Raw genomic sequence first — 18940 nt, 5'->3', positions numbered from 1 at the left:
TCAGATTTCCTCTTGCGGGTCATGCCACTTCTTGTCCAGCATGCGCTGGCGCTCGCTGCCCTTGAAGCGCTTGCGCACCACGACGAAGAAGACCGGCACCAGGAAGATCGCCAGCACCGTGGCCGTGATCATCCCGCCCATCACGCCGGTACCGATGGCGCGCTGGCTGCCCGAGCCTGCGCCGGTGGCAATCGCCAGCGGCAGCACGCCCAAAATAAATGCCATCGACGTCATCAGGATCGGGCGGAACCGCAGGTGCACCGCTTCCAGCGTGGCTTCGACCAGGCCCTTGCCTTGCGCCTGCAGGTCCTTGGCGAATTCCACGATCAGGATGGCGTTCTTCGCCGACAAGCCGATCGTGGCGATCAGGCCCACCTTGAAGTACACATCGTTGGGCATGCCGCGCAGCGTCACGCCGAGCAGCGCGCCGAGCACGCCCAGCGGCACCACCAGCAGCACCGAGAACGGGATCGACCAGCTCTCGTACAACGCGGCCAGGCACAGGAACACGATGATCAGCGACAGCGTGTACAGGATCGGTTCCTGCGAGCCGGCCAGGCGCTCTTCATACGACTGGCCCGACCACTCGAAGCCGAAGCCCGGCGGCAGCTTGGCGAAGTTCTCTTCCATCACGCGCATGGCTTCACCGGTACTGCGTCCCGGTGCGGCCTGGCCCGCGATCTTCACCGCCGGCATGCCGTTGTAGCGCTCCAGGCGCGGCGAACCCATGATCCATTTGGAGGTCGCGAACGCGGCAAATGCCACCATGTCGCCGTTGCTGTTCTTCACGCGCAGCTTGGTCAGGTCGTCCGGCAGGCGGCGGTCGGCGCCGTCGGCCTGCACGATCACCTTGCGCACCCGGCCTTCATAGATGAAGTCGTTGACGTAGCTGGAGCCGAACGCGATCGACAGCGTCGAGTTGATCTCGGCCACCGACACGCCCAGCGCACGCGCCTTCTCGCGGTCGATGTCGATCTGCAGCTGCGGCGCGTCTTCCTGGCCTTCGGGGCGCACGCCCATCAGCACCGGGTTCTGTGCGGCCATGCCGAGCATCATGTTGCGCGCTTCCATCAGCTTGGCGTGGCCCTGGCCGGTGCGGTCCTGCAGGCGGAAGTCAAAGCCCGAGGAGTTGCCCAGCTCGGAAATCGCCGGCGGGTTGAGCGGGAAGATGATCGCGTCCTTGATGAACGACAGCGCGCCGAAGGCACGGCCGACCAGCGCCTGCGCGTTCTCGCCCTCGCCGGTGCGCTCCTTCCAGTCCTTCAGGCGCACGAACGCGATACCGCCGTTCTGGCCGCGGCCGAAGAAGGAGAAGCCCGCCACCGTGATCATCTGGTCCACCACCTTGCTTTCCTTCTGCAGGTAATAGTCCTCGATCTGCTTGAGCACGCCGATGGTACGGTCCTGGGTGGCGCCGTTGGGCAGCTGCACCACGGTGATCATGTAGCCCTGGTCTTCATCGGGCAGGAACGACGACGGCAGGCGCTTGAACAGCACCACCACGCCGAGGATGATCAGCGCGTAGATGATCAGGTAGCGGCCAGTGCGCTTGAGGATGCGCGCCACCACGCCCTGGTAGCTGGTCGAAGCGCGCGCGAAGGTGCGGTTGAACCAGCCGAAGAAACCCTTCTTCTCATGGTGATGGCCGGCTTCCACGGGCTTGAGCAGCGTCGCGCACAGCGCCGGGGTCAGCGTCAGCGCCAGCAGCGCCGAGAATGCCATCGAGGCGATCAGCGACAGCGAGAACTGGCGGTAGATGTTGCCCACCGAGCCCGAGAAGAATGCCATCGGGATGAACACCGCGGTCAGCACCAGCGTGATGCCGACGATGGCGCCGGTGATCTGGCCCATGGCCTTGCGCGTGGCTTCACGTGGCGAGAGTCCTTCCTCGCTCATGATCCGCTCGACGTTCTCGACCACCACGATGGCATCGTCCACCAGGATACCGATCGCCAGCACCATGCCGAACATGGTCAGCACGTTGATCGAGAAGCCGAAGGCCAGCAGCGCGCCAAACGTACCCAGCAGCGCGATCGGCACCACCAGCGTCGGGATCAGCGTGGCGCGGAAGTTCTGCAGGAACAGGTACATCACCAGGAACACCAGCACCACGGCTTCCAGCAGCGTCTTGATCACTTCCTCGATCGAGATCTTGACGAAGGCCGAGGTGTCGTAAGGCACCGAGTACTGGTAGTCCCCCGGGAAGTTCTTCGACAGCTCTTCCATCTTGGCGCGCACCGCGGTGGCCGTGGCCAGCGCGTTGCCGGTCGGGGCCAGCTTGATGGCGATGGCCGCCGAGGGCTTGCCGTTGGTGCGGGCCAGCGTCGAGTAGTCGGCGCCGCCCAGCTCCACGCGGCCCACGTCCTTGATGCGCACCGACGAACCGTCGGGGTTGGTGCGCAGCAGGATGTTGCCGAACTGCTCAGGCGTGGACAGCCGGCTTTCGGTGGTGACGGTGGCGTTCAGCTCGGTGCCCTTGGGCGAGGGCGTGCCGCCCAGTTCGCCCACGGCGACCTGCACGTTCTGCTCGCTCACCGCGGCGGTCACGTCCAGCGGCGTCAGGTTGTAGCCGGTCAGCTTGGACGGGTCCAGCCAGATACGCATGGCGTACTCGGTGCCGAACAAATCGGCCTGGCCCACGCCCGGCACGCGCCGGATCGAGTCGATCACCTGCGCCGAGACATAGTTGCCGAGCTGGATCGCGCTGGCCGTGCCGGACTTGGACGACACGGTCAGGAACATCATGTAGTTGTTCCCGGCCTTGTCCACGCGCACGCCCTGCTGGCGCACTTCGGCCGGCAGGCGCGCTTCCACGCGCTTGAGGCGGTTCTGCACTTCGACCGAGTTCAGGTCGACGTTGGAACCCGGCGCGAACGCGATGGTGATCGTCGCCAGGCCGGTCGATTCGCTGGTCGAGTTGTAATAGAGCAGGTTGGGGGCGCCGTTAAGCTCCTGCTCGATCACCGAAGTGACGGAATCCTCCAGCGTCTTGGCCGACGCACCCGGGTAGGTGGCGGTGACCGAGATCGTGGGGGGCGCGATGTTCGGGTATTGCGCGATCGGCAACTGCATGATCGACAACATCCCGCCCAGCACGATGATCAGCGCGAGCACCCACGCGAACACCGGCCGGTCGATAAAAAACTTGGCCATAAGACTGGCTCCCTCTTTGTCTAGCCCTGTGTGCCGCGGCGGCTGGCTTCAGCTGCTGCGGCGCGGCGGTGTTCAGCCTTGCTTGCCCTCGGCCTTGGCTTGCTGCGCGGCTTCAGCCTTGGGGGCCGAGGCGGGGGCAGCGGAAGCCGAAGCCGGCGTGGCGGCCGGTGCCGAGGCACCCGCCTGCACGAATGGCACCGCCTTGGCCGGCGCGCCGACCTTGACCTTCTGCAGGCCCTCGACGATCACCATCTCGCCGCCCTTCAGGCCTTCGGTCACGATCCAGCGGTCGCCGATGGCCTGCGGCGCCTTGACCGGCACCGCGGCGACCTTGCCGTCGTTGCCGACCACCAGCACGGTGGCGCCCTGCGCGCCGCGGATCAGCGCCCGCTGCGGCACGGTCAGCGCGTTCTCATCCACGCCCTGCTCGATCTTCACGCGCACGAAGGTGCCCGACAGCAGCTCGCGCTTCGGGTTGGGGAACTGCGCGCGCAGCGTGATCGCGCCGGTGGTCGGGTCGACCGTCATGTCCGAGAACAGCAGCTTGCCGGTGTGCTCGTACTCGCGTCCGTCTTCCACGTACAGGTGCACGTTGGCGCCGCCGTTGACGCCCTTGACGGCGCCCGACTCGATGGCGCGGCGCAAGCGCGTGACTTCCGAAGCCGGCTGGGTGAAGGTGACCCACATCGGGTCGACCTGTTCCACCAGCGCCAGCTTGGTCGCCTCACCCTTGCCCACCAGCGCGCCCTCGGTCACCAGCGCACGGCCGGCGCGGCCGCTGATCGGCGCGGTCACGGTGGTGTAGCCCAGGTTGATCTGGGCGGTGCGCACGGCGGCCCTGGCCGATGCCACGTCGGCATTGGCCTGGCCGGCGGCGGCCACGGCGTCGTCGTATTCCTGCTTGCTGACCGCGTTGACGGCCACCAGCGGCTTGTAACGCTCGGCCTTCAGCCGCGCCGACACGGCATTGGCCTCGGCGCGCTGCAGCGCGGCCTGGGCCGAGGACAGCTCGGCCTGGTAGGACGCCGGGTCGATGCGGAACATCACCTGGCCGGCCTTCACTTCGCCGCCCTCGGTGTAGTTGCGCGACAGCACGATGCCTTCGACGCGAGCGCGCACTTCGGCCGTGCGCACGCCTTCGAGGCGGCCCGGCAGTTCATTGACGACGGCGACCGGCGACGGCGTCACGGTGACCACGCCGACTTCCGGCGGCGGCGGGGCACCGCCCTCGGCCTTCTTGTCGCCGCAGGCAGTGAGCGCCAGCGCCGACAGCGCCGCGGCTGCAAAGGTGGCAACGCGGCTGATACGTTGGGACTTCCTCATCGATAACCCCATGATGGCAATTTGAGATCTGCCGCATCGCCCCGACCTGCCTTCTCAGGAAAGCGGAAACGACGCAGCCCGCCGCAATTTTTGCAGCGGATAAAAGCGTGATGCTAGCCACAAATCGCGTCGACGCGGTGACGAATGCGACGAACGGTGGCTTTTATATGACGACTGGATCGCCGACCGGCTGGCCTGCGCAAGGAGTCGCCCAAGGTGCTGGCTATGTCACAAAGGGCGGCTGGCCGAAAGCCGGGCGAGCGCGTATTATATATACATTCAAGCATGTATGTTAAGTCGATTCATCGACAGGGGCTTTCGGGCGCACATCCCGTCGGGGCGAATCCGGTGAGAACCATCAGATTCCATCGAAAAGCCGGCAAACCTGATCCAGATCCGGCGCAAACCGCCGACTCGGGTTAGGATGCGCGCCGTCCTGTCGGACCCAGGGCTTGCGACAACAACGCCATGTGACGACAACGACCCGTCGCGCGCCTTGCGCTGCACCGGGTAGATTCAACACGCCGGACCGTGGCCACTGTGGCCATGCACCGCCGGCATATGAGACAGAAATGGTCAGACGCACCAAGGAAGAGGCGCTGGAAACGCGCCACCGGATTCTCGACGCGGCCGAAACCGTGTTCCACGCCCGCGGCGTGGCACGGCCGTCGCTGGCCGACATCGCCGAAGCGGCGGGGGTCACCCGCGGCGCGATCTACTGGCACTTCAAGAACAAGAGCGACGTGTTTGCCGCCATGTGCGACCGCGTGCACCTGCCGGTGGAAGCGCTGTGCGATCCGGAGCGGATCGCGCGCCAGGAGGACCCGCTTGGCGGCGTGCGCGACATCTGCGCCTACGTGATGCGCCAGACCGTGGTGAACCCGCGCCTGCGCCGCGTCTTCGAGATCATCTTCCACAAGTGCGAGATGGTGCAGGACAACGGCGCCATCTTCGAGCGCCAGCGCCAGTCGCACAAGGAAGGCCTGGTCAAGATCCGCGAGCACCTGCGCCTGGCGCGCGAGCGCGGCCAGCTGCCGGAGGACCTCGACCTGGACCTGGCCGTCAACGCCTTCCATGCCAGCATCGGCGGCGTGCTGGCGCACTGGCTGTTCTCGCCCGAGGACTTCGACCTCGACGCCAATGCCGAGCGCATGGCGGACGCTTTCATCGATACCCTGAGACTTTCCCCCGCGCTGCGGCTCGGCTACATGCCGCGCCCGATGGCGCAACTCGACGACGAACTGTCGACGCTGTGCGAGCAGGCCTGCATGAAGGCCGAGAAGGCTGCGGGCCTGGACACCAGCGATCTGGTGCCCTGATCCCCTGACCTCCCTGATCTCCCTGACCTCCCTGATCTCCCTGACAGCCGCCTGGGCTAGCCGCGTACCGCTTCGTGCCAGCGCGCCAGGAAGGCGCGCTTGCGCAGGGTGTCCTGCGCGGCCAGCAGGCCCGGCCCCACGCTGATCGGCTTGAGCGCATAGCCCAGGCGCTCCGACAGCGCCGCGGCGGTATGCACGCTGTCGGTATCCGTGCGAATGGTGTAGAGCTGCGTGGTCGACTTGGCCAGCAGCGCCTGCCCTTCTCTCGACAGCAGGAAATCCAGCCACAACCGCGCGGCATTGGGCCGCGGTGCGCGCCGAGCGATAAAGGCCACGCGCGACATCACCAGCGTGTAGTCGCGCGGCGCGATCACGTCGATCGCGGCGCCGCGCTCCATCAGCGACAGCGCATAAGACCCAAGCAGGTTGTACCCCATCACCAGCTCGCCGCTGGCGATGCGCTCGACCATCTCGGCGGTCGACGACGACAACTGCACCCCGGCGCGCCCCAGCGCCTGCGCCAGGTACCAGAATTCGCTGCCCATGCGTGCGTCCTGCTGCGCCAGCAGGTAGCCAACGCCAGAGCGTTCCACGTCATATGTCACTACCTTGCCGCGCCAGCGCGGCGCATTCTCCTGCAGCAGCCGCGCCAGCCCGGTGCGGCTGCGCGGCGCGCTCATGCCGGCGAAGTGGTGGCGGTTGTAGACGATCACCGCGGGCTCGAAGGTGGTGCCCCAGGCCTCGTCGCGCCACACCGCCCAGCCGGGCAGGCCGGCGCGCTCCGGCGAGGCGTAGCGCTGGGCGTTGCCGTCGTTGACCAGCTTGATCTGCAGGTCCATGGCGGTACTCCACAGCACGTCGGCATAACGTGCGCCCGGCGCCGGGCGGCTGCTGCCAAGCGCGGCGGTTTCCGCCAGGAAGCGCTGGTTCAGGTCGACGGTGTTCAGGTCCTCGTAGCGCACCCGGATGCCGGGATAGCGCGTCTCGAACGCCGTGATCAGCGGCCGCGCCACTTCCAGGTCGGTCGAGCCATAGACCACCACCTCGCCTTCGCGCAGCGCGCGGCCAATGGTGGCGTCATACCCCGACGGGTAGCCCGGCGGCGGCGACGGCAGCATGGACTGGGCATGCAGCGGCAGCGACGGCGAAGCCGCGGCCAGCAGCGAGGCGCCGACCAGCCGGCGGCGCTGCGGCGAGGCAGGTGATGCGTGATGTGATGCAGGAAGGGCGGGCGACCCATGCGCCGCGGGCGGCATGGAAGCGGACTGCTGGGGCGGACGCTTTGGCACGGTGGTCGGGAACTGGAAGGCGGCCCTGCAGCGGGCACGCCGGGACAGGCGGGGCGGGGTTATTATAGGCGCCCGCGGCAGGCGCGCCATAGCGCCGGGGCCGCCATCAAGAACGGGCAGAGGAGGAGGACCGGCATGCGCATCCTGCTGGTAGAGGATGAAGTCGAACTGGCACGCTGGGTCGCCCGCGCACTGGAGCAGGGCGGCTTCGTGATCGAACACGTCGCCGACGGCCTGCAGGCCGAGGCACGGCTGCAGGCGGAGGAATACGACGCGGTCGTGCTCGACCTGCGCCTGCCCGGCAAGGACGGGCTGGCGGTGCTCAAGTCGATGCGCGGGCGCGACGACCGCACCCCCGTACTGATCCTGACCGCGCAGGACACGCTCGACGAGCGCGTGCGCGGCCTCAACCTCGGCGCCGACGACTACCTGCCCAAGCCCTTCGCCATCGCCGAGCTGGAAGCGCGCCTGCTGGCGCTGATCCGCCGCAGCCGCGGCCGCGCGCACCCGCGCCTGCAGTGCGGCACGCTGGTGTTCGACGGCGAGACCCGCAGCTTTACGCTCGATGGCCAGCCGCTGGCGCTGACGCCGCGCGAATCGACGCTCCTAGGCGCGCTGCTGGCGCGCAGCGGCCAGCCGCTGACCAAGGCGCAGTTGCTCGACAAGGTGTTCTCGCTCGATGCCGACGTCTCGCCGGACGCCATCGAAGTGCTGGTCTACCGGCTGCGCAAGAAGCTGGCCGGACACGGTGTCACCATCGTCACGCTGCGCGGCTTCGGCTACCTGCTGGAGCCCGAGGCCGGCCGCTGACATGCGCCTTCGCCTCGGGCCGCGCCATCCCATACTGCTGTGGCGGCGCGGCAGCCTGCGCCGCCAGCTGCTGTTGCTGCTGGTGCCGGCGCTGGCGGCGATGATGGCGATCGACACCTGGCTTACCTACGGCACGCTGCGCGATGCCGCCAACCGCGCTTACGACCGCTCGCTGTACGGCTCGATCCGCACCATCGACAACGCCATCGGCATGGCCGGCGAGAGCATCCAGCTCACGCTGCCCGACGCCGCCATGGAAATGTTCGAGAGCGCGGCGCAGACCCATGTGTACTACCGCGTGTCGCTGGAACGCGCCGGCAAGGTGGAAACCATTACCGGCTATGACGACCTGCCGCTGCCCGCCGGCAACCTCGTCAACAACCAGCCGCGTTTCTACGATACCGAGTACCTGGGCGAGGCGGTGCGCATTGGCGTGATGGCGCGCCCCGTGTACCGGCCCGATGCGCGCATGCGCGTGATCATCCAGGTCGCCGAGACCGCCGAGCCGCGCAGCGCGCTGATCGCCACGGTATGGCGCAGCGCGCTGGCGCGCGACCTGCTGCTGATCCTGCTGAGCGCTGCCATCCTGGTGGGCGGCGTCACTTACGTGCTGCGCCCGCTCAGGCGCGTGCGCGACGACGTGGAGGCGCGCTCGCCCGACGACCTCGCGCCGCTGGCTTTCGAGCGCGTGCCGTCCGAGGTGCGGCCGCTGGTCGACGCGGTCAACCTGCACGTGTCGCGCTCGGCGGCGATGGCGCAGTCGCAGGCGCAGTTCATTGCCGATGCCGCGCACCAGTTGCGCACGCCCCTGGCGATCCTGAAGACGCAGGCCGAATACGCCCAGCGCCAGTTGCGCGATCCCGATCCGGAAACCGCGCGCCGCGCCGCAGGCGAGGCCGTGGGCGGCATCGTCACGCAGCTGGAGCAGGCCGCGCGCCTGACCAACCAGTTGCTGGCGCTGGCGCGGGTACGCCAGCACCACGGCGAGAACGCTCAGGAAGCCGATGCCATCGACATCATCGACGCCGTCGCCGTGGCCGAGCAGGTGGCGCTGGACTACCTGCCGCTGGCGCGCGGCAAGCAGCAGGACTTCGGCTGGGAGCCGGTGCCTGGGCTGAAGCTGCCGGTGCGCGCCGATCCCGCGCTGCTGCGCGAGGCGCTGGCGAACCTGGTGCACAACGCGATCCAGTACTCGCCACGCGGCAGCCGGATCACCCTGTCGGCAAGGCGCAACGACGAAGCGGCCTGCCTGATCGTGGAAGACGACGGGCCGGGCATCCCGGCCGAGGAGCGCGAAAAGGTCTTTGCGCGCTTCTACCGCCGCGTGGGCAACGCCGAGCCGGGCTCGGGGCTCGGGCTGGCGATCTCGCGCGAAATGGCGTCGCGCTTCGGCGGCACGGTGGAGCTGGGCGAAGGGCTGCAGGGCGCCGGGGTGCGGGCGGTGCTGAAGCTGCCTGTCGGCGAATAACCCGGCCAAGAACGCATCGCGACCGCCTGTGGTCTCCCTCTCCCGCAAGCGGGAGAGGGGAGCAAGCCGGCGGCAAGCAGCTAGCTGAACAGCTCCTCCGCCACCGTCGGATGCAGCTGCACCGTGGTCTGCAGATGCGACTCACGCACGCCCAGGCGCAGCGCCACCGCCAGCGCCTGCACGATCTCCGGCGCGGCGTTGTCCATCAGGTGGGCCCCAAGCACGCGTCCGCTGCGCGCGTTCAGCACCAGCTTGAACACGCTCTGGTGCTGCGTGCCGCCGAAGCGGTTTTCCAGCGAGACAAAGCGCTTGACCACGGTGCGGATGCGCTCGGGCTTGCCGGCATCGGCGATCGCCTGCGCCTCGGTCATGCCCACCGCGCCGATGGCAGGTTCGGAGAATACCGCGGTGGGCACGAAATCGAAGTCCGCGCGCTCGCCGCGCCGGCCATAGAGCCGGTCGGCCAGCCAGCGGCCCTGTGCCGTCGCCACCGGCGTCAGCTGCAAGCCGTCAGTGGCATCGCCGATCGCGTAGACCTTGCGCACGCTGCTGCGGTACTGCTTGTCGACATGGATGCCGCCCTTGTCGCCAAACGCCACGCCGAGTTCTTCCAGCCCCAGCCCCTGCACATTGGAGATGCGCCCGATCGCCGCCAGCGCGGCCTGCGCGCGTACGGCCTCGGTCTGGCCGGGGCGGTCGGTGGGGCGGTAGCAGACTTCCACCGCGCCGTTGGCCTGGCTCAACAGGTTGACTTCGGCGTTCAGGTGCACGCGCACGCCGCGTGCCGTCAGCGCATCGGCCAGCGCAGCGCCGATGTCATGGTCGAAGTGGCGCAGCAGCCGGTCGCCGGAAACGATCAGGTCGACCTTGACGCCGTAGCGCGACAGGATCGATGCCTGCTCCACGCCGATATAGCCGCCGCCGATCACGGCGACCGAGGCGGGCACCGTCTGCCAGGTAAAGACATCGTCGGAGCTGGCGGCCAGCTCGCCGCCGGGCACGTCCAGCGTGCGCGGGCGCGCGCCGGTGGCGATCAGGATGCGGCGCGCGTGGATGGTTTCATCGCCGACGCGGACTTCATCGGGCGCGGTAACGCGCGCGTCGCCACGCAGGATTTCCACGCCGGATTCATGCAGGCGCTGGGTGTAGCCCGCGTTCAGCCGCGCCACTTCGGCATTGACGCGCACGATGGAGTCGCGCCAGTCCTCGTGCCCGCCGGTGTGCGACAGGCAGCCCGACAGGATCGCCGCCCACGAGGCGCCATACGACAGCATCTTCTTGGGTACGCAGCCGCGGTTGACGCAGGTGCCGCCGATGGCATCGCGCTCGACCAGGATCACGCGGGCCCCGTGCGCCGCCGCGCGCCGCGCGCAGGCCACGCCGCCGGAGCCGCCGCCGATCACCACCAGGTCGGCGTCGCGCGCCTTGCCGTTGCGGCGCTTGCCGCCCTGGCCGCGGGCGCGCGGGACGCGCTCCACGGGCGGCGCCGCGCTGACCTGGCGGGCACGCCGCGGTTCGTTGGTCCCCTGCGTTGCGGTGGGGGTTGTCTTGCGCTCGGTCATCCATGCCTCCTGTCGCGGCCCGCGGGCCGCATCGACAATCGATCAGGCCGGTGCCTCGCCGCGAAGCTAGGCGGCCGGCCGCAGTTCGGTATTCAGGATCGACGGCCACTCGCGCAGGAAAGTTTCCCCGTCGCGGCGGCCGAGTTCGTAGGCGTGCGTCATGGCATCGGGCCGGGTGTAGTCCCAGCTCGAGATCGGCACGCGTTCCGAGGGCTGCAGGTACAGGCGGCGCTGGCCGCCTTGTTCGAGAACGTGTTCCAGCACAAACCGGCGCGGGCGCGGATAGAGCCGCGTCACCAGCACCAGCACATTGCCCGGCGCGGCGTCGAGCGCATCGACCGGGACGTTATCCACAAGCCCGCCGTCCAGCACCGGCCGGCCCTGGCGGCGCAGCACGGGTGTGAAGGGCGGCGTCGACGCCGACTGCAGCAGCAGGTCGGCCAGCTGCTCGGGCGAGGCGCAGTCCTGCGCGCGCACGAACTCCGGCCGGAAGCCCAGCTTGCGCCCCAGCCGCGGGTGCAGCGTCTTGAGCACATGCTTGTCGATGTTGTAGGCGAGCAGCCCCGCCGCCACCGCCAGGCGCGGGCCGCTCCAGCGCGGGATGTGCGCCACCCCGATGCGGATCTCGGGCGCCTGCTGCAGGTGCGCCAGGCGGCCGTCGGCAAAGATCGTCAGCAGGGCGGTGCGGTAGATGCCGTAGTGGGGGAACACGCGCTCGTTGCGCAGCAGGTTGCCCCAGTAGGCATTGCGGCGGTTCCTGGACAGCACCTCGCGGTAGTAATCCATGGTCTGGTGCGAATCATGCGCATAGACCATGCACGCGGTAGCCGCGCCGGCGGAGATGGCCGCGATCACGCGCGGCCGCAGCTGCAGCTCGGGCGCGACCGTGTCCCACCAGCCCGCCTGCCACCAGCAGCGGTTGCCGCCGCCGGCAAAGACGACCTGGTCGAAGGGGTTGGCGGGATTGGCGCCCGCGCTCACCAGCATCAGAGCAGCGCGTAGGTGGTGGTGGCCTGCACCGCCAGCTTGCCGTCGGTGCCGGTCAGCTCGATCTCGCCGAACACCACGGTCTTGCCCAGGCGCAGCACGTTGGCGCGCACCAGCACGTCGCCGTCGATCACGGGACGCATGAAGTTGGTGGTAAGCGAGACCGTGGTCATCGGACGGAAGCCGCCGAGCGCACTCGCGACCGCGACGATCATGGCGGTGTCGGCCGCCGACATCAGCACCTGGCCACACACCACGCCACCCGCGTGGCGAAATGATTCGTTGAAAGGCAGGCGCAGCGTTACGCCTTTTGCATCGACGGCTTCGGCACGCAGACCGAGCTGGCGCACCCACGGCGCCAGCACGCGCTCCAGCGTGGCGTCGATGTCGGCAAGGGCAAGTTGCGGTGATGCTTCAGACATGGCGGTCCTCGTTCTTGTATCCATGTTCCTTAGCCGCGCCCGTGGCCGGCCCGTGGCGGACCCGTGGCCGACCTTACGCTGTCTCCCCCGGCGCGACGCGATGCTTCAGGCAATGATACAGGGGGCCGGTGGCAAGCACCACGAAGGCCATCCGGATCACATGGAAGGCCGTCACCAGTGGCACGCCCAGCTCCAGTACCTTGGCGGTGATGCACATCTCGGCAATGCCGCCGGGCGTGGTGGCCAGGATCATCGTGGCCGGGTGGGCGCCCGACAGCGCCGACAGCGCCCAGCCGAACAGCGCCGACACCACCAGCGCCAGCACGGTGTACAGCGCCACACCCGACAGGAAGCGCGGCGCGGTGTGCAGGAACTCACGCGAGAAGCGCACGCCCAGCGACACGCCGATCAGCAGCTGGCCGGCACGGCTCATCCAGGTCGGGATCGCCGACAGCTCGATGCCCGATGCCGTCAGCACCGCTGCCGCCAGCAGCGTGCCGATCACGAACGGGTTGGGCATGTTCAGGCGCCTGACCAGCAGCGCCACGCTCAGCGTGATCGCCACCAGCGCGAGCAGGCCCGGCGCGCTGACCACGCGCGGGCCGGGGATATACGTGTCGAGCCCATGGATGCCGCCGTACTGGAAGATCGCCGGCACCGTCACCACCACCATCAGCACGCGCAGCGAATGCGCCGCCGCGACCTGGTCGATGCGTGCGCCATTGCGCTCGGCAAGGTTGGCCATCTCGGAAGCGCCGCCGATGGCTGTGGAAAAGTAGGCGGTCTTGAACGCGACGCCGGTGGTCCGGCGCAGCATCAGCGCGCCGCCCGCGCCCATCGCCAGTGCGAACAGCGAGCCGGCAACGATATAGGGGAGGAACTCCACCAGCCGCGCCACCACGTCCGGCGTGAAATACAGGCCGAGCGACGCGCCGATCACCCACTGTCCGGCATTGCGCGCCTGCGACGGCGCGCGCAGGTCGGCGCCCCACATGCGCGCCGTGGCGACGGCCAGCAGCGGTCCGATCATCCAGGGCAACGGCGTATGCAGGACAGTACAGAGCAGGGCGGCGGCCAGCCCGAGTGCCAGCGTGGGCACCGCGGACAGCCAGCGGTTGGCGGCAAGACTCATCGGTCAGCGGCCTGGCGCGGGGGCGCCGGCGCTTGTTGTTTTCCAAGGGTGGAAATGCAAAGGGCCCGCACGCCATGGCGCCGGGCCCCGGAGACACTAGCGCATGCTAACGCGCATCACGCCGCGTTGTCAGCCTGCGCGTGTGCCGAGCCGCGCGCGGCATGCCAGCGCAGCAGGCGCGGGATCACCACCACCGCCACCGTCAGAGCCAGGATGGTGGCCGAGATCGGCTGGCGCACGAACAGGGTCCAGTCGCCCTGGCCGATCGACAGCGCGTTGCGCAGCTGCTTCTCCGCCATTGGCCCCAGGATCATGCCGACGATCACCGGCGCGGTCGGGAAGTCGAAGCGGCGCATCACCATGCCGAGCAGGCCGACCACGAACAGCAGCAGCAGGTCGAACCACGACTGGCGGATGCCGTACGCGCCCAGGCCGGCGAAGATCAGGATGCCGCCGTACAGCAGCGGCGTCGGCACGCGCAGCATGCGCACCCACAGGCCGATCGCCGGCAGGTTCAGCACCAGCAGCATGACGTTGCCGATATACAGCGACGCCAGCAGGCCCCACACCAGGTCGCCCGAGGTCTGGAACAGCATCGGGCCCGGCTGCAGGTTGTAGTTCTGGAACGCGGCCAGCAGGATCGCGGTGGTGTTCGAGGTGGGGATGCCCAGCGTCAGCAGCGGAGCCAGCGTCGCGGTCACGGCCGAGTTGTTGGCGGCTTCCGGGCCGGCCACGCCTTCGATCGCGCCGACCTTGCCGAACTCTTCCTTGTGGTCCGACAGCTTCTTCTCGGTCGCGTACGACAGGAAGGTCGGGATCTCGGCGCCGCCGGCGGGGATCAGGCCGAACGGGAAGCCGATGAAGGTGCCGCGCAGCCACGCCGGCAACGAACGCTTCCAGTCCGACTTGTTCATGTGGACCGAGCCGAGCTTGTTGAAAGTGCCGTCCGGTTGCGGGAAGAACGCATTGAACAGCGCCTCGCCCACGGCGAACAGGCCGACGGCAACCACCACGATGTCGATGCCGTCGTACAACTCCTGCACGTTCATCGAGTAGCGCGTCTGGCCCGACAGCGAATCCATGCCGATCAGGCCGATGCCCAGGCCCAGGAACAGCGCCGTCATGCCGCGCAGCAGCGACGAGCCCAGCACCGCGGAAACCGTGGTGAAGGCCAGCAGCATGATCATGAAGTATTCGCCCGGGCCGAACTGCAGCGCCACGTCGGCAGCCACCGGCGCGAACAGCGACAGCATCACGGTGGCGATGGTGCCCGCCACGAACGAGCCAATTGCCGCGGTCGCCAGCGCCGGGCCGGCGCGGCCGTTCTTGGCCATCAGGTTGCCTTCCATGGCCGTGACCATGGTGGAAGACTCGCCCGGCGTGTTCATCAGGATCGACGTGGTCGAGCCGCCGTACATCGCGCCGTAGTAGATGCCGGCGAACATGATCAGCGCAGCAGTGGGTTCGACCTTGGCGGTCAGCGGCAGCAGCATCGCCACCGTCAGCGCGGGGCCGATGCCGGGCAGCACGCCGATGGCGGTGCCGAGGAAGCAGCCCACCAGGGCCCACATCAGGTTGATCGGCGTGATCGCGACGGCAAAGCCGTGCATCAGCATGTTCAGGGTTTCCATTCGAAGACTCCTTGCTGGACGGGCGGGCTCAGAAGCCGGCGATGGGGAGCAGCGGCAGGTTGATGCCGAGCAGGAATTCAAACAGCGCCCACATCGGCACCGTGATGCAGAGGCCCACGATCACGTCGCGCACGATGCGGCGGCTGCCGTAGCCGCGCGCCACGCACACCATCAGCAGCGTGGAAGAAAACACGAAGCCGAGCGTGCCGATCAGTGCCATGTTCAGCACCAGGCCGGCCGCCACCCACAGGAAGCCTTTGAAGTTGTGCGGCGCGTTGGGCAGCTCGGCATCTTCCTCCGGCATGTTGCGGAAGCCGCCGCGCACGCCCTGCCACGTCAGCAGCGCGCCGCACACGGCCAGCCCGACGGCCACCAGCGTGGGCACGAAGCGCGGCGACAGGCCGGCATAGCCCTCTTCGCCGGTAATGCCCGACAGGCCCACAAAGAAAAACAGCGAAAGCGCCAGGACGGCAACGCCGATGGCAACGTGCGAGGGTTTCATGGAGACTCCTTGGCCTTTGTCGCCAGCAAGGGGGGCTGGCGTCCGCGACGCTGGCTTAGCCGTCTGACGTCAAGGCCCGCGCGGCAATGGGGCCCGGCGACATATGGTTGTTGTCTTCGGTATCGCAGGTGGACACCGGGCCCCATGCCGTTTTCCTGCCGCCGGGATCTCCGGCGGTGTTGGCAGGCACGACAGGTAAAGCGGTTCTGATGCGGAAATGCGGGGTGTTTCGGGCCGCGCCGGGTTGGCGCGGCAGCGGGCTTTACTTGGCGACGCCCAGCTCGCGCAGCGTGCCGCCCAGGCGGGTCGATTCGCTGTCGACGAACTTGCCGAACTCGTCGCCGGTCAGCAGGAACGGCGTCCAGTCGTTCTTCTGCAGCGTGTCCTTCCAGGCCTTGCTCTCGGTGGCCTTGACCACCGCGTCGATCATGGCCTTGCGCTGCTCGGGCGTGGTGCCGGGCGCGCCATACACGCCGCGCCAGTTGTAGATCTCGACGTTGACGCCTTGCTCCTTCAGCGTCGGGATATCGGCGGTGCGGTCCTTGGAGGTCACCGCCAGCGCGCGCATCTTGCCGCTCTTGATGAAGGGCAGGAACTCAGACACGCCGGCGATGCCCACCGTCACGTGGCCGCCCATGATCGAGGCCGAGGCTTCGCCGCCGCCCTGGAACGGCACGTAGTTGATCTTCTTGGGATCGACGCCGCTTTCCTTGGCGACCAGGCCGGCCAGGATATGGTCGATCGAACCCTTGGAGCCGCCGCCCCAGCTGACGCTGCCCGGGTTGGCCTTGAGTTGCGTGGTCAGGTCCTTGATCGACTTGATCGGCGAGCTGGCCGGCACGGTGATGACCATGGTGTCGGCGAACAGGCGCGCGATCGGCGTGGCGTTCTTCAGCGTGACCGGCGGCTTGTTGGTCTCGATCGCGCCGACCATCACGGCACCCACCACCATCAGGGCGTTGGGGTTGCCCTTGTCGGTGTTGACGAACTGCGTCAGCGCGATGGTGCCGCCGGCGCCGCCCTTGTTGTCGTACGAAGCGGTCTTGGCCTGGCCCGCGGCGATCATCGCGGCGCCCAGCGAGCGGCCGGTCTGGTCGTAGCCGCCGCCGGGGTTGGCGCCGATCATGACCTTGACGCTGTCCAGCGCATAGGCGGGCGCGGCAACGACGGTGGCGGCAACGGCGGCCGATGCCAGCGCGGCATGGGCGAAACGGGAAATCGAACGGCGCATAGCGGTCTCCTTGGTTGTACCGGTGATCGCTTGCCAGTCACTGGCGACCGCGATCCGACCCGGGGTTCCGGCGGCAGCCTGAGCGTTGCCGGGGACGGGGACACGGCCTGCCGGCGGCGCGCGGGGCGCTGCCGGGGTTGTCTCCTGTCCGGGCGCGGCGGGGCGTGGCCGGGACTGTTCTTGGATTATTGGTGAACATCAGGCCGGGATTAGCGACCATGGGGCGGATTCTAGGCGGGGGAAACTGTCAAAAGGCTGTCAAAAGGGGCGGGACGGGGTCGGGGTTTACGTGGATGGCGTGGGATTGGCATGTGGGGGGGCGGGACTTCGTGGTGGCTCTGGCCCCGCAACAGCCAAACAGCGCTCACCCCGCCGGCTTCGCCTGCAGGCAAGGATCCTTGCGCGCCACCGCCGGCACCACCACTGCCATGTCGAACTCGCCGTCCGCCGGCGCGCTCTCCACATAGCCCACGCTGACAACCTTGCCGGCCTCGCCAGCAAGCCAGCGCGGCACCCCGACATCGCGCCGCACATGCCCGTTGCCGGCAATCAGCACCGCCCCACGCTGCGCGTAGGGCCGCAACGCCTGCGCCATCACCGCGTCGCGCGCCGCCTGTGCGGCCAGCATGCCGGGCAGCATCGCCTTGGGGAAATTGCCGCAGTGGCCGCGGTCGAGCACCGCGGTCTGCGCCGCCACCAGGTCAGGCGGCAACTCTCCGGTCAGGCCAAGCTTCTGCCGCTCGTCCGCCGGGAACAGCCCGTCCAGCCCGCCGCGCACGATCTTGCCCGCATCCGCGCGCGACAGGTTGGCCGCGACCAGCGGCAGGTCGTACTGCAGCGCCAGCGCCACCACCGGCCGGTACAGCGGCCACTGCCAGGCGCCGCCGCCGGCCTGCGCGATCAGGTAATCGGCATCCCTGGGCCGCTCCCGGCGGGCGCGGTCGATATCGGCCTGCCGTTCCCGGTCGAACTGCTCCATGGCGATGGCCGGGCGCCAGCCTTGCTCGACCGCGCGCGTGATCGCGCCGAGCCGCTGCTGCTGGCCGTCGGCGTTGTCGTGGACCTCGCCCAGCAGCACGTAGGGCTTGCCGGCAAAGGTGGCGCTGACTGCTGCTGGCGAAGGGCCCGAGGTCGCACAGCCGGCGCTCAGCACGGCAAAGCTTGCAGCCAGCATGCCGGCCGCGTACAAGCGGAATGAGATCACGCCATTGTTCCTTTATCTGGTTGTGGTCGCCGGCGCCGATGCCTGTTCGCCGCCCGCCTGCGCGGGCTGCTCCGGCACGTACACCATCGACCCGTCCTTCATCCGGTACGCCACGCCGGCCTTGATGCCGTCGCCGCTGCCGACCTGGCCGCTGGCCTGGTAGCGCACCACTTTCTCTCCCTGGCGCGACACGATCTCCATGTTCGGCTTGCCGGGGTTGGTGATAACCGTCACGTCGTCATGCGTGAACGGATTCGCCGGGTTCTGCGCGATCGCCACCAGCAGCGCGGCGATCACGACCAGGAACACGTCGATCAGGTTCACCACCGACAGGATCGGATCGTCGGCTTCGCTTTCTTCCAGGAATTTCATGCGTCGACCTCCCATTGCGGGTGGGACTTGCCCAGCCACACCAGTTCTTCGGCCAGCCAGCGGCGGCGCACGTTGACCACCCAGAAAGTAATGCTGGCCGCGATCAGCGCCAGGATCACCGCGGAGAAGGCGATGGTGAGATTCTCGCCCACATTGGCCAGGTTGCCACCGGACAGGCCCTTCAGCGCCGGGCCCATCGGGATCATGGTGGCCACCAGCCCCAGCATCGGCGCCACGCGCGTGGCGATGCGCGGGCGCTCCAGCAAGCGGTGCGCGGCGACGTCGAGCGCATCGGCATCGGCCACCTTGTTGCGCCGCGCCCACGCCACCAGCACGTAGCCGCGGCCGCTGGCAATGGGATGGCGCGCGCGCAGCCAGGCCTGCATCGCGAATTCGCCCAGCGCCCAGAAAGCGTACAGGAACAGCAGCGCGATCAGCGCGAGCGTCGGGATCAGGAACAGCTGGCCGACGTCGTACATCAGGGTTTCAAGCAGGGTGGGTGTCATGTCTCGTCTCTTTGGATGCGATGGATATC

The 18940-nt window shown here is 68.4% G+C and carries 17 protein-coding genes; 3 read left to right on the top strand and 14 right to left on the bottom strand.

The features are described from left to right. From LPA45_RS17745 to LPA45_RS17735, 3 genes are all read right to left on the bottom strand, one after another. A complete protein-coding gene (locus tag LPA45_RS17745; RefSeq protein ID WP_116320095.1) occupies positions 1 to 3153 on the bottom strand; it encodes an efflux RND transporter permease subunit in 3153 nt (1050 codons plus the stop codon). 72 nt (positions 3154 to 3225) lie between these two features. Beyond that, the gene (locus LPA45_RS17740) at positions 3226 to 4476 is read right to left on the bottom strand and encodes an efflux RND transporter periplasmic adaptor subunit (protein WP_116320094.1); all 1251 of its coding nucleotides are present in this window, start codon (positions 4474 to 4476) and stop codon (positions 3226 to 3228) included. Further along, entirely contained in the window at positions 4473 to 4553 is an 81-nt protein-coding gene (locus LPA45_RS17735; RefSeq protein WP_367395035.1) for a hypothetical protein, read from the bottom strand. The genes LPA45_RS17740 and LPA45_RS17735 overlap by 4 nt, the downstream gene beginning before the upstream one ends. A gap of 495 nt (positions 4554 to 5048) precedes the next feature. On the opposite strand from LPA45_RS17735, the gene LPA45_RS17730 reads away from it, so the two are divergent. Beyond that, on the top strand, positions 5049 to 5795 hold the full coding sequence (locus LPA45_RS17730) for a TetR family transcriptional regulator (protein WP_317922986.1): 747 nt from the start codon (positions 5049 to 5051) through the stop codon (positions 5793 to 5795). Positions 5796 to 5851: 56 nt separating this feature from the next. Here the strand turns inward: LPA45_RS17730 and LPA45_RS17725 are convergent, their stop codons facing one another. Beyond that, on the bottom strand, positions 5852 to 7051 hold the full coding sequence (locus LPA45_RS17725) for an ABC transporter substrate-binding protein (protein WP_317922985.1): 1200 nt from the start codon (positions 7049 to 7051) through the stop codon (positions 5852 to 5854). A gap of 168 nt (positions 7052 to 7219) precedes the next feature. On the opposite strand from LPA45_RS17725, the gene LPA45_RS17720 reads away from it, so the two are divergent. Then, positions 7220 to 7894, top strand: coding sequence for a response regulator (locus LPA45_RS17720; protein ID WP_063239986.1), 675 nt, complete (start codon positions 7220 to 7222; stop codon positions 7892 to 7894). A 1-nt stretch (position 7895) separates the two neighbouring features. Then, complete coding sequence (locus LPA45_RS17715; RefSeq protein WP_367394698.1) at positions 7896 to 9362, top strand: sensor histidine kinase; 1467 nt, start codon at positions 7896 to 7898, stop codon at positions 9360 to 9362. Positions 9363 to 9442: 80 nt separating this feature from the next. Here the strand turns inward: LPA45_RS17715 and LPA45_RS17710 are convergent, their stop codons facing one another. From LPA45_RS17710 to LPA45_RS17665, 10 genes are all read right to left on the bottom strand, one after another. Further along, positions 9443 to 10924 (bottom strand): NAD(P)/FAD-dependent oxidoreductase, encoded by a 1482-nt coding sequence (locus LPA45_RS17710; RefSeq protein WP_317922984.1) that lies wholly within the window; start codon positions 10922 to 10924, stop codon positions 9443 to 9445. A 66-nt stretch (positions 10925 to 10990) separates the two neighbouring features. Continuing rightward, entirely contained in the window at positions 10991 to 11911 is a 921-nt protein-coding gene (locus LPA45_RS17705) for a patatin-like phospholipase family protein (RefSeq protein ID WP_367394697.1), read from the bottom strand. Then, complete coding sequence (locus LPA45_RS17700) at positions 11911 to 12333, bottom strand: PaaI family thioesterase (protein WP_116320087.1); 423 nt, start codon at positions 12331 to 12333, stop codon at positions 11911 to 11913. The genes LPA45_RS17705 and LPA45_RS17700 overlap by 1 nt, the downstream gene beginning before the upstream one ends. 73 nt (positions 12334 to 12406) lie before the next feature. Next, positions 12407 to 13465 carry an AbrB family transcriptional regulator gene (locus tag LPA45_RS17695; RefSeq protein WP_116320086.1) on the bottom strand — a complete coding sequence of 353 codons (1059 nt, stop codon included), beginning with the start codon at positions 13463 to 13465 and terminating at the stop codon, positions 12407 to 12409. Positions 13466 to 13581: 116 nt separating this feature from the next. Then, complete coding sequence (locus LPA45_RS17690) at positions 13582 to 15096, bottom strand: tripartite tricarboxylate transporter permease (protein ID WP_116320085.1); 1515 nt, start codon at positions 15094 to 15096, stop codon at positions 13582 to 13584. A 28-nt stretch (positions 15097 to 15124) separates the two neighbouring features. After that, positions 15125 to 15598 carry a tripartite tricarboxylate transporter TctB family protein gene (locus tag LPA45_RS17685; RefSeq protein WP_116320084.1) on the bottom strand — a complete coding sequence of 158 codons (474 nt, stop codon included), beginning with the start codon at positions 15596 to 15598 and terminating at the stop codon, positions 15125 to 15127. A 262-nt stretch (positions 15599 to 15860) separates the two neighbouring features. Further along, a complete protein-coding gene (locus LPA45_RS17680; protein WP_029046453.1) occupies positions 15861 to 16829 on the bottom strand; it encodes a tripartite tricarboxylate transporter substrate binding protein in 969 nt (322 codons plus the stop codon). Positions 16830 to 17193: 364 nt separating this feature from the next. Further along, the gene (locus LPA45_RS17675) at positions 17194 to 18003 is read right to left on the bottom strand and encodes a ChaN family lipoprotein (protein ID WP_367395034.1); all 810 of its coding nucleotides are present in this window, start codon (positions 18001 to 18003) and stop codon (positions 17194 to 17196) included. Between the two features lie 42 nt (positions 18004 to 18045). Further along, entirely contained in the window at positions 18046 to 18405 is a 360-nt protein-coding gene (locus tag LPA45_RS17670; RefSeq protein WP_317922980.1) for a DUF2149 domain-containing protein, read from the bottom strand. Further along, positions 18402 to 18911 carry a MotA/TolQ/ExbB proton channel family protein gene (locus LPA45_RS17665; RefSeq protein WP_116320082.1) on the bottom strand — a complete coding sequence of 170 codons (510 nt, stop codon included), beginning with the start codon at positions 18909 to 18911 and terminating at the stop codon, positions 18402 to 18404. Before LPA45_RS17665 ends, LPA45_RS17670 begins: the two co-directional genes overlap by 4 nt. Positions 18912 to 18940 lie beyond the last annotated feature (29 nt).

The sequence above is a fragment of the Cupriavidus sp. Agwp_2 genome (assembly GCF_040784895.1).
Taxonomy (GTDB): Bacteria; Pseudomonadota; Gammaproteobacteria; order Burkholderiales; family Burkholderiaceae; genus Cupriavidus.
Note: the sequence above shows the minus strand (reverse complement) of the source record. Positions and strands in the feature narration are given on the sequence as shown.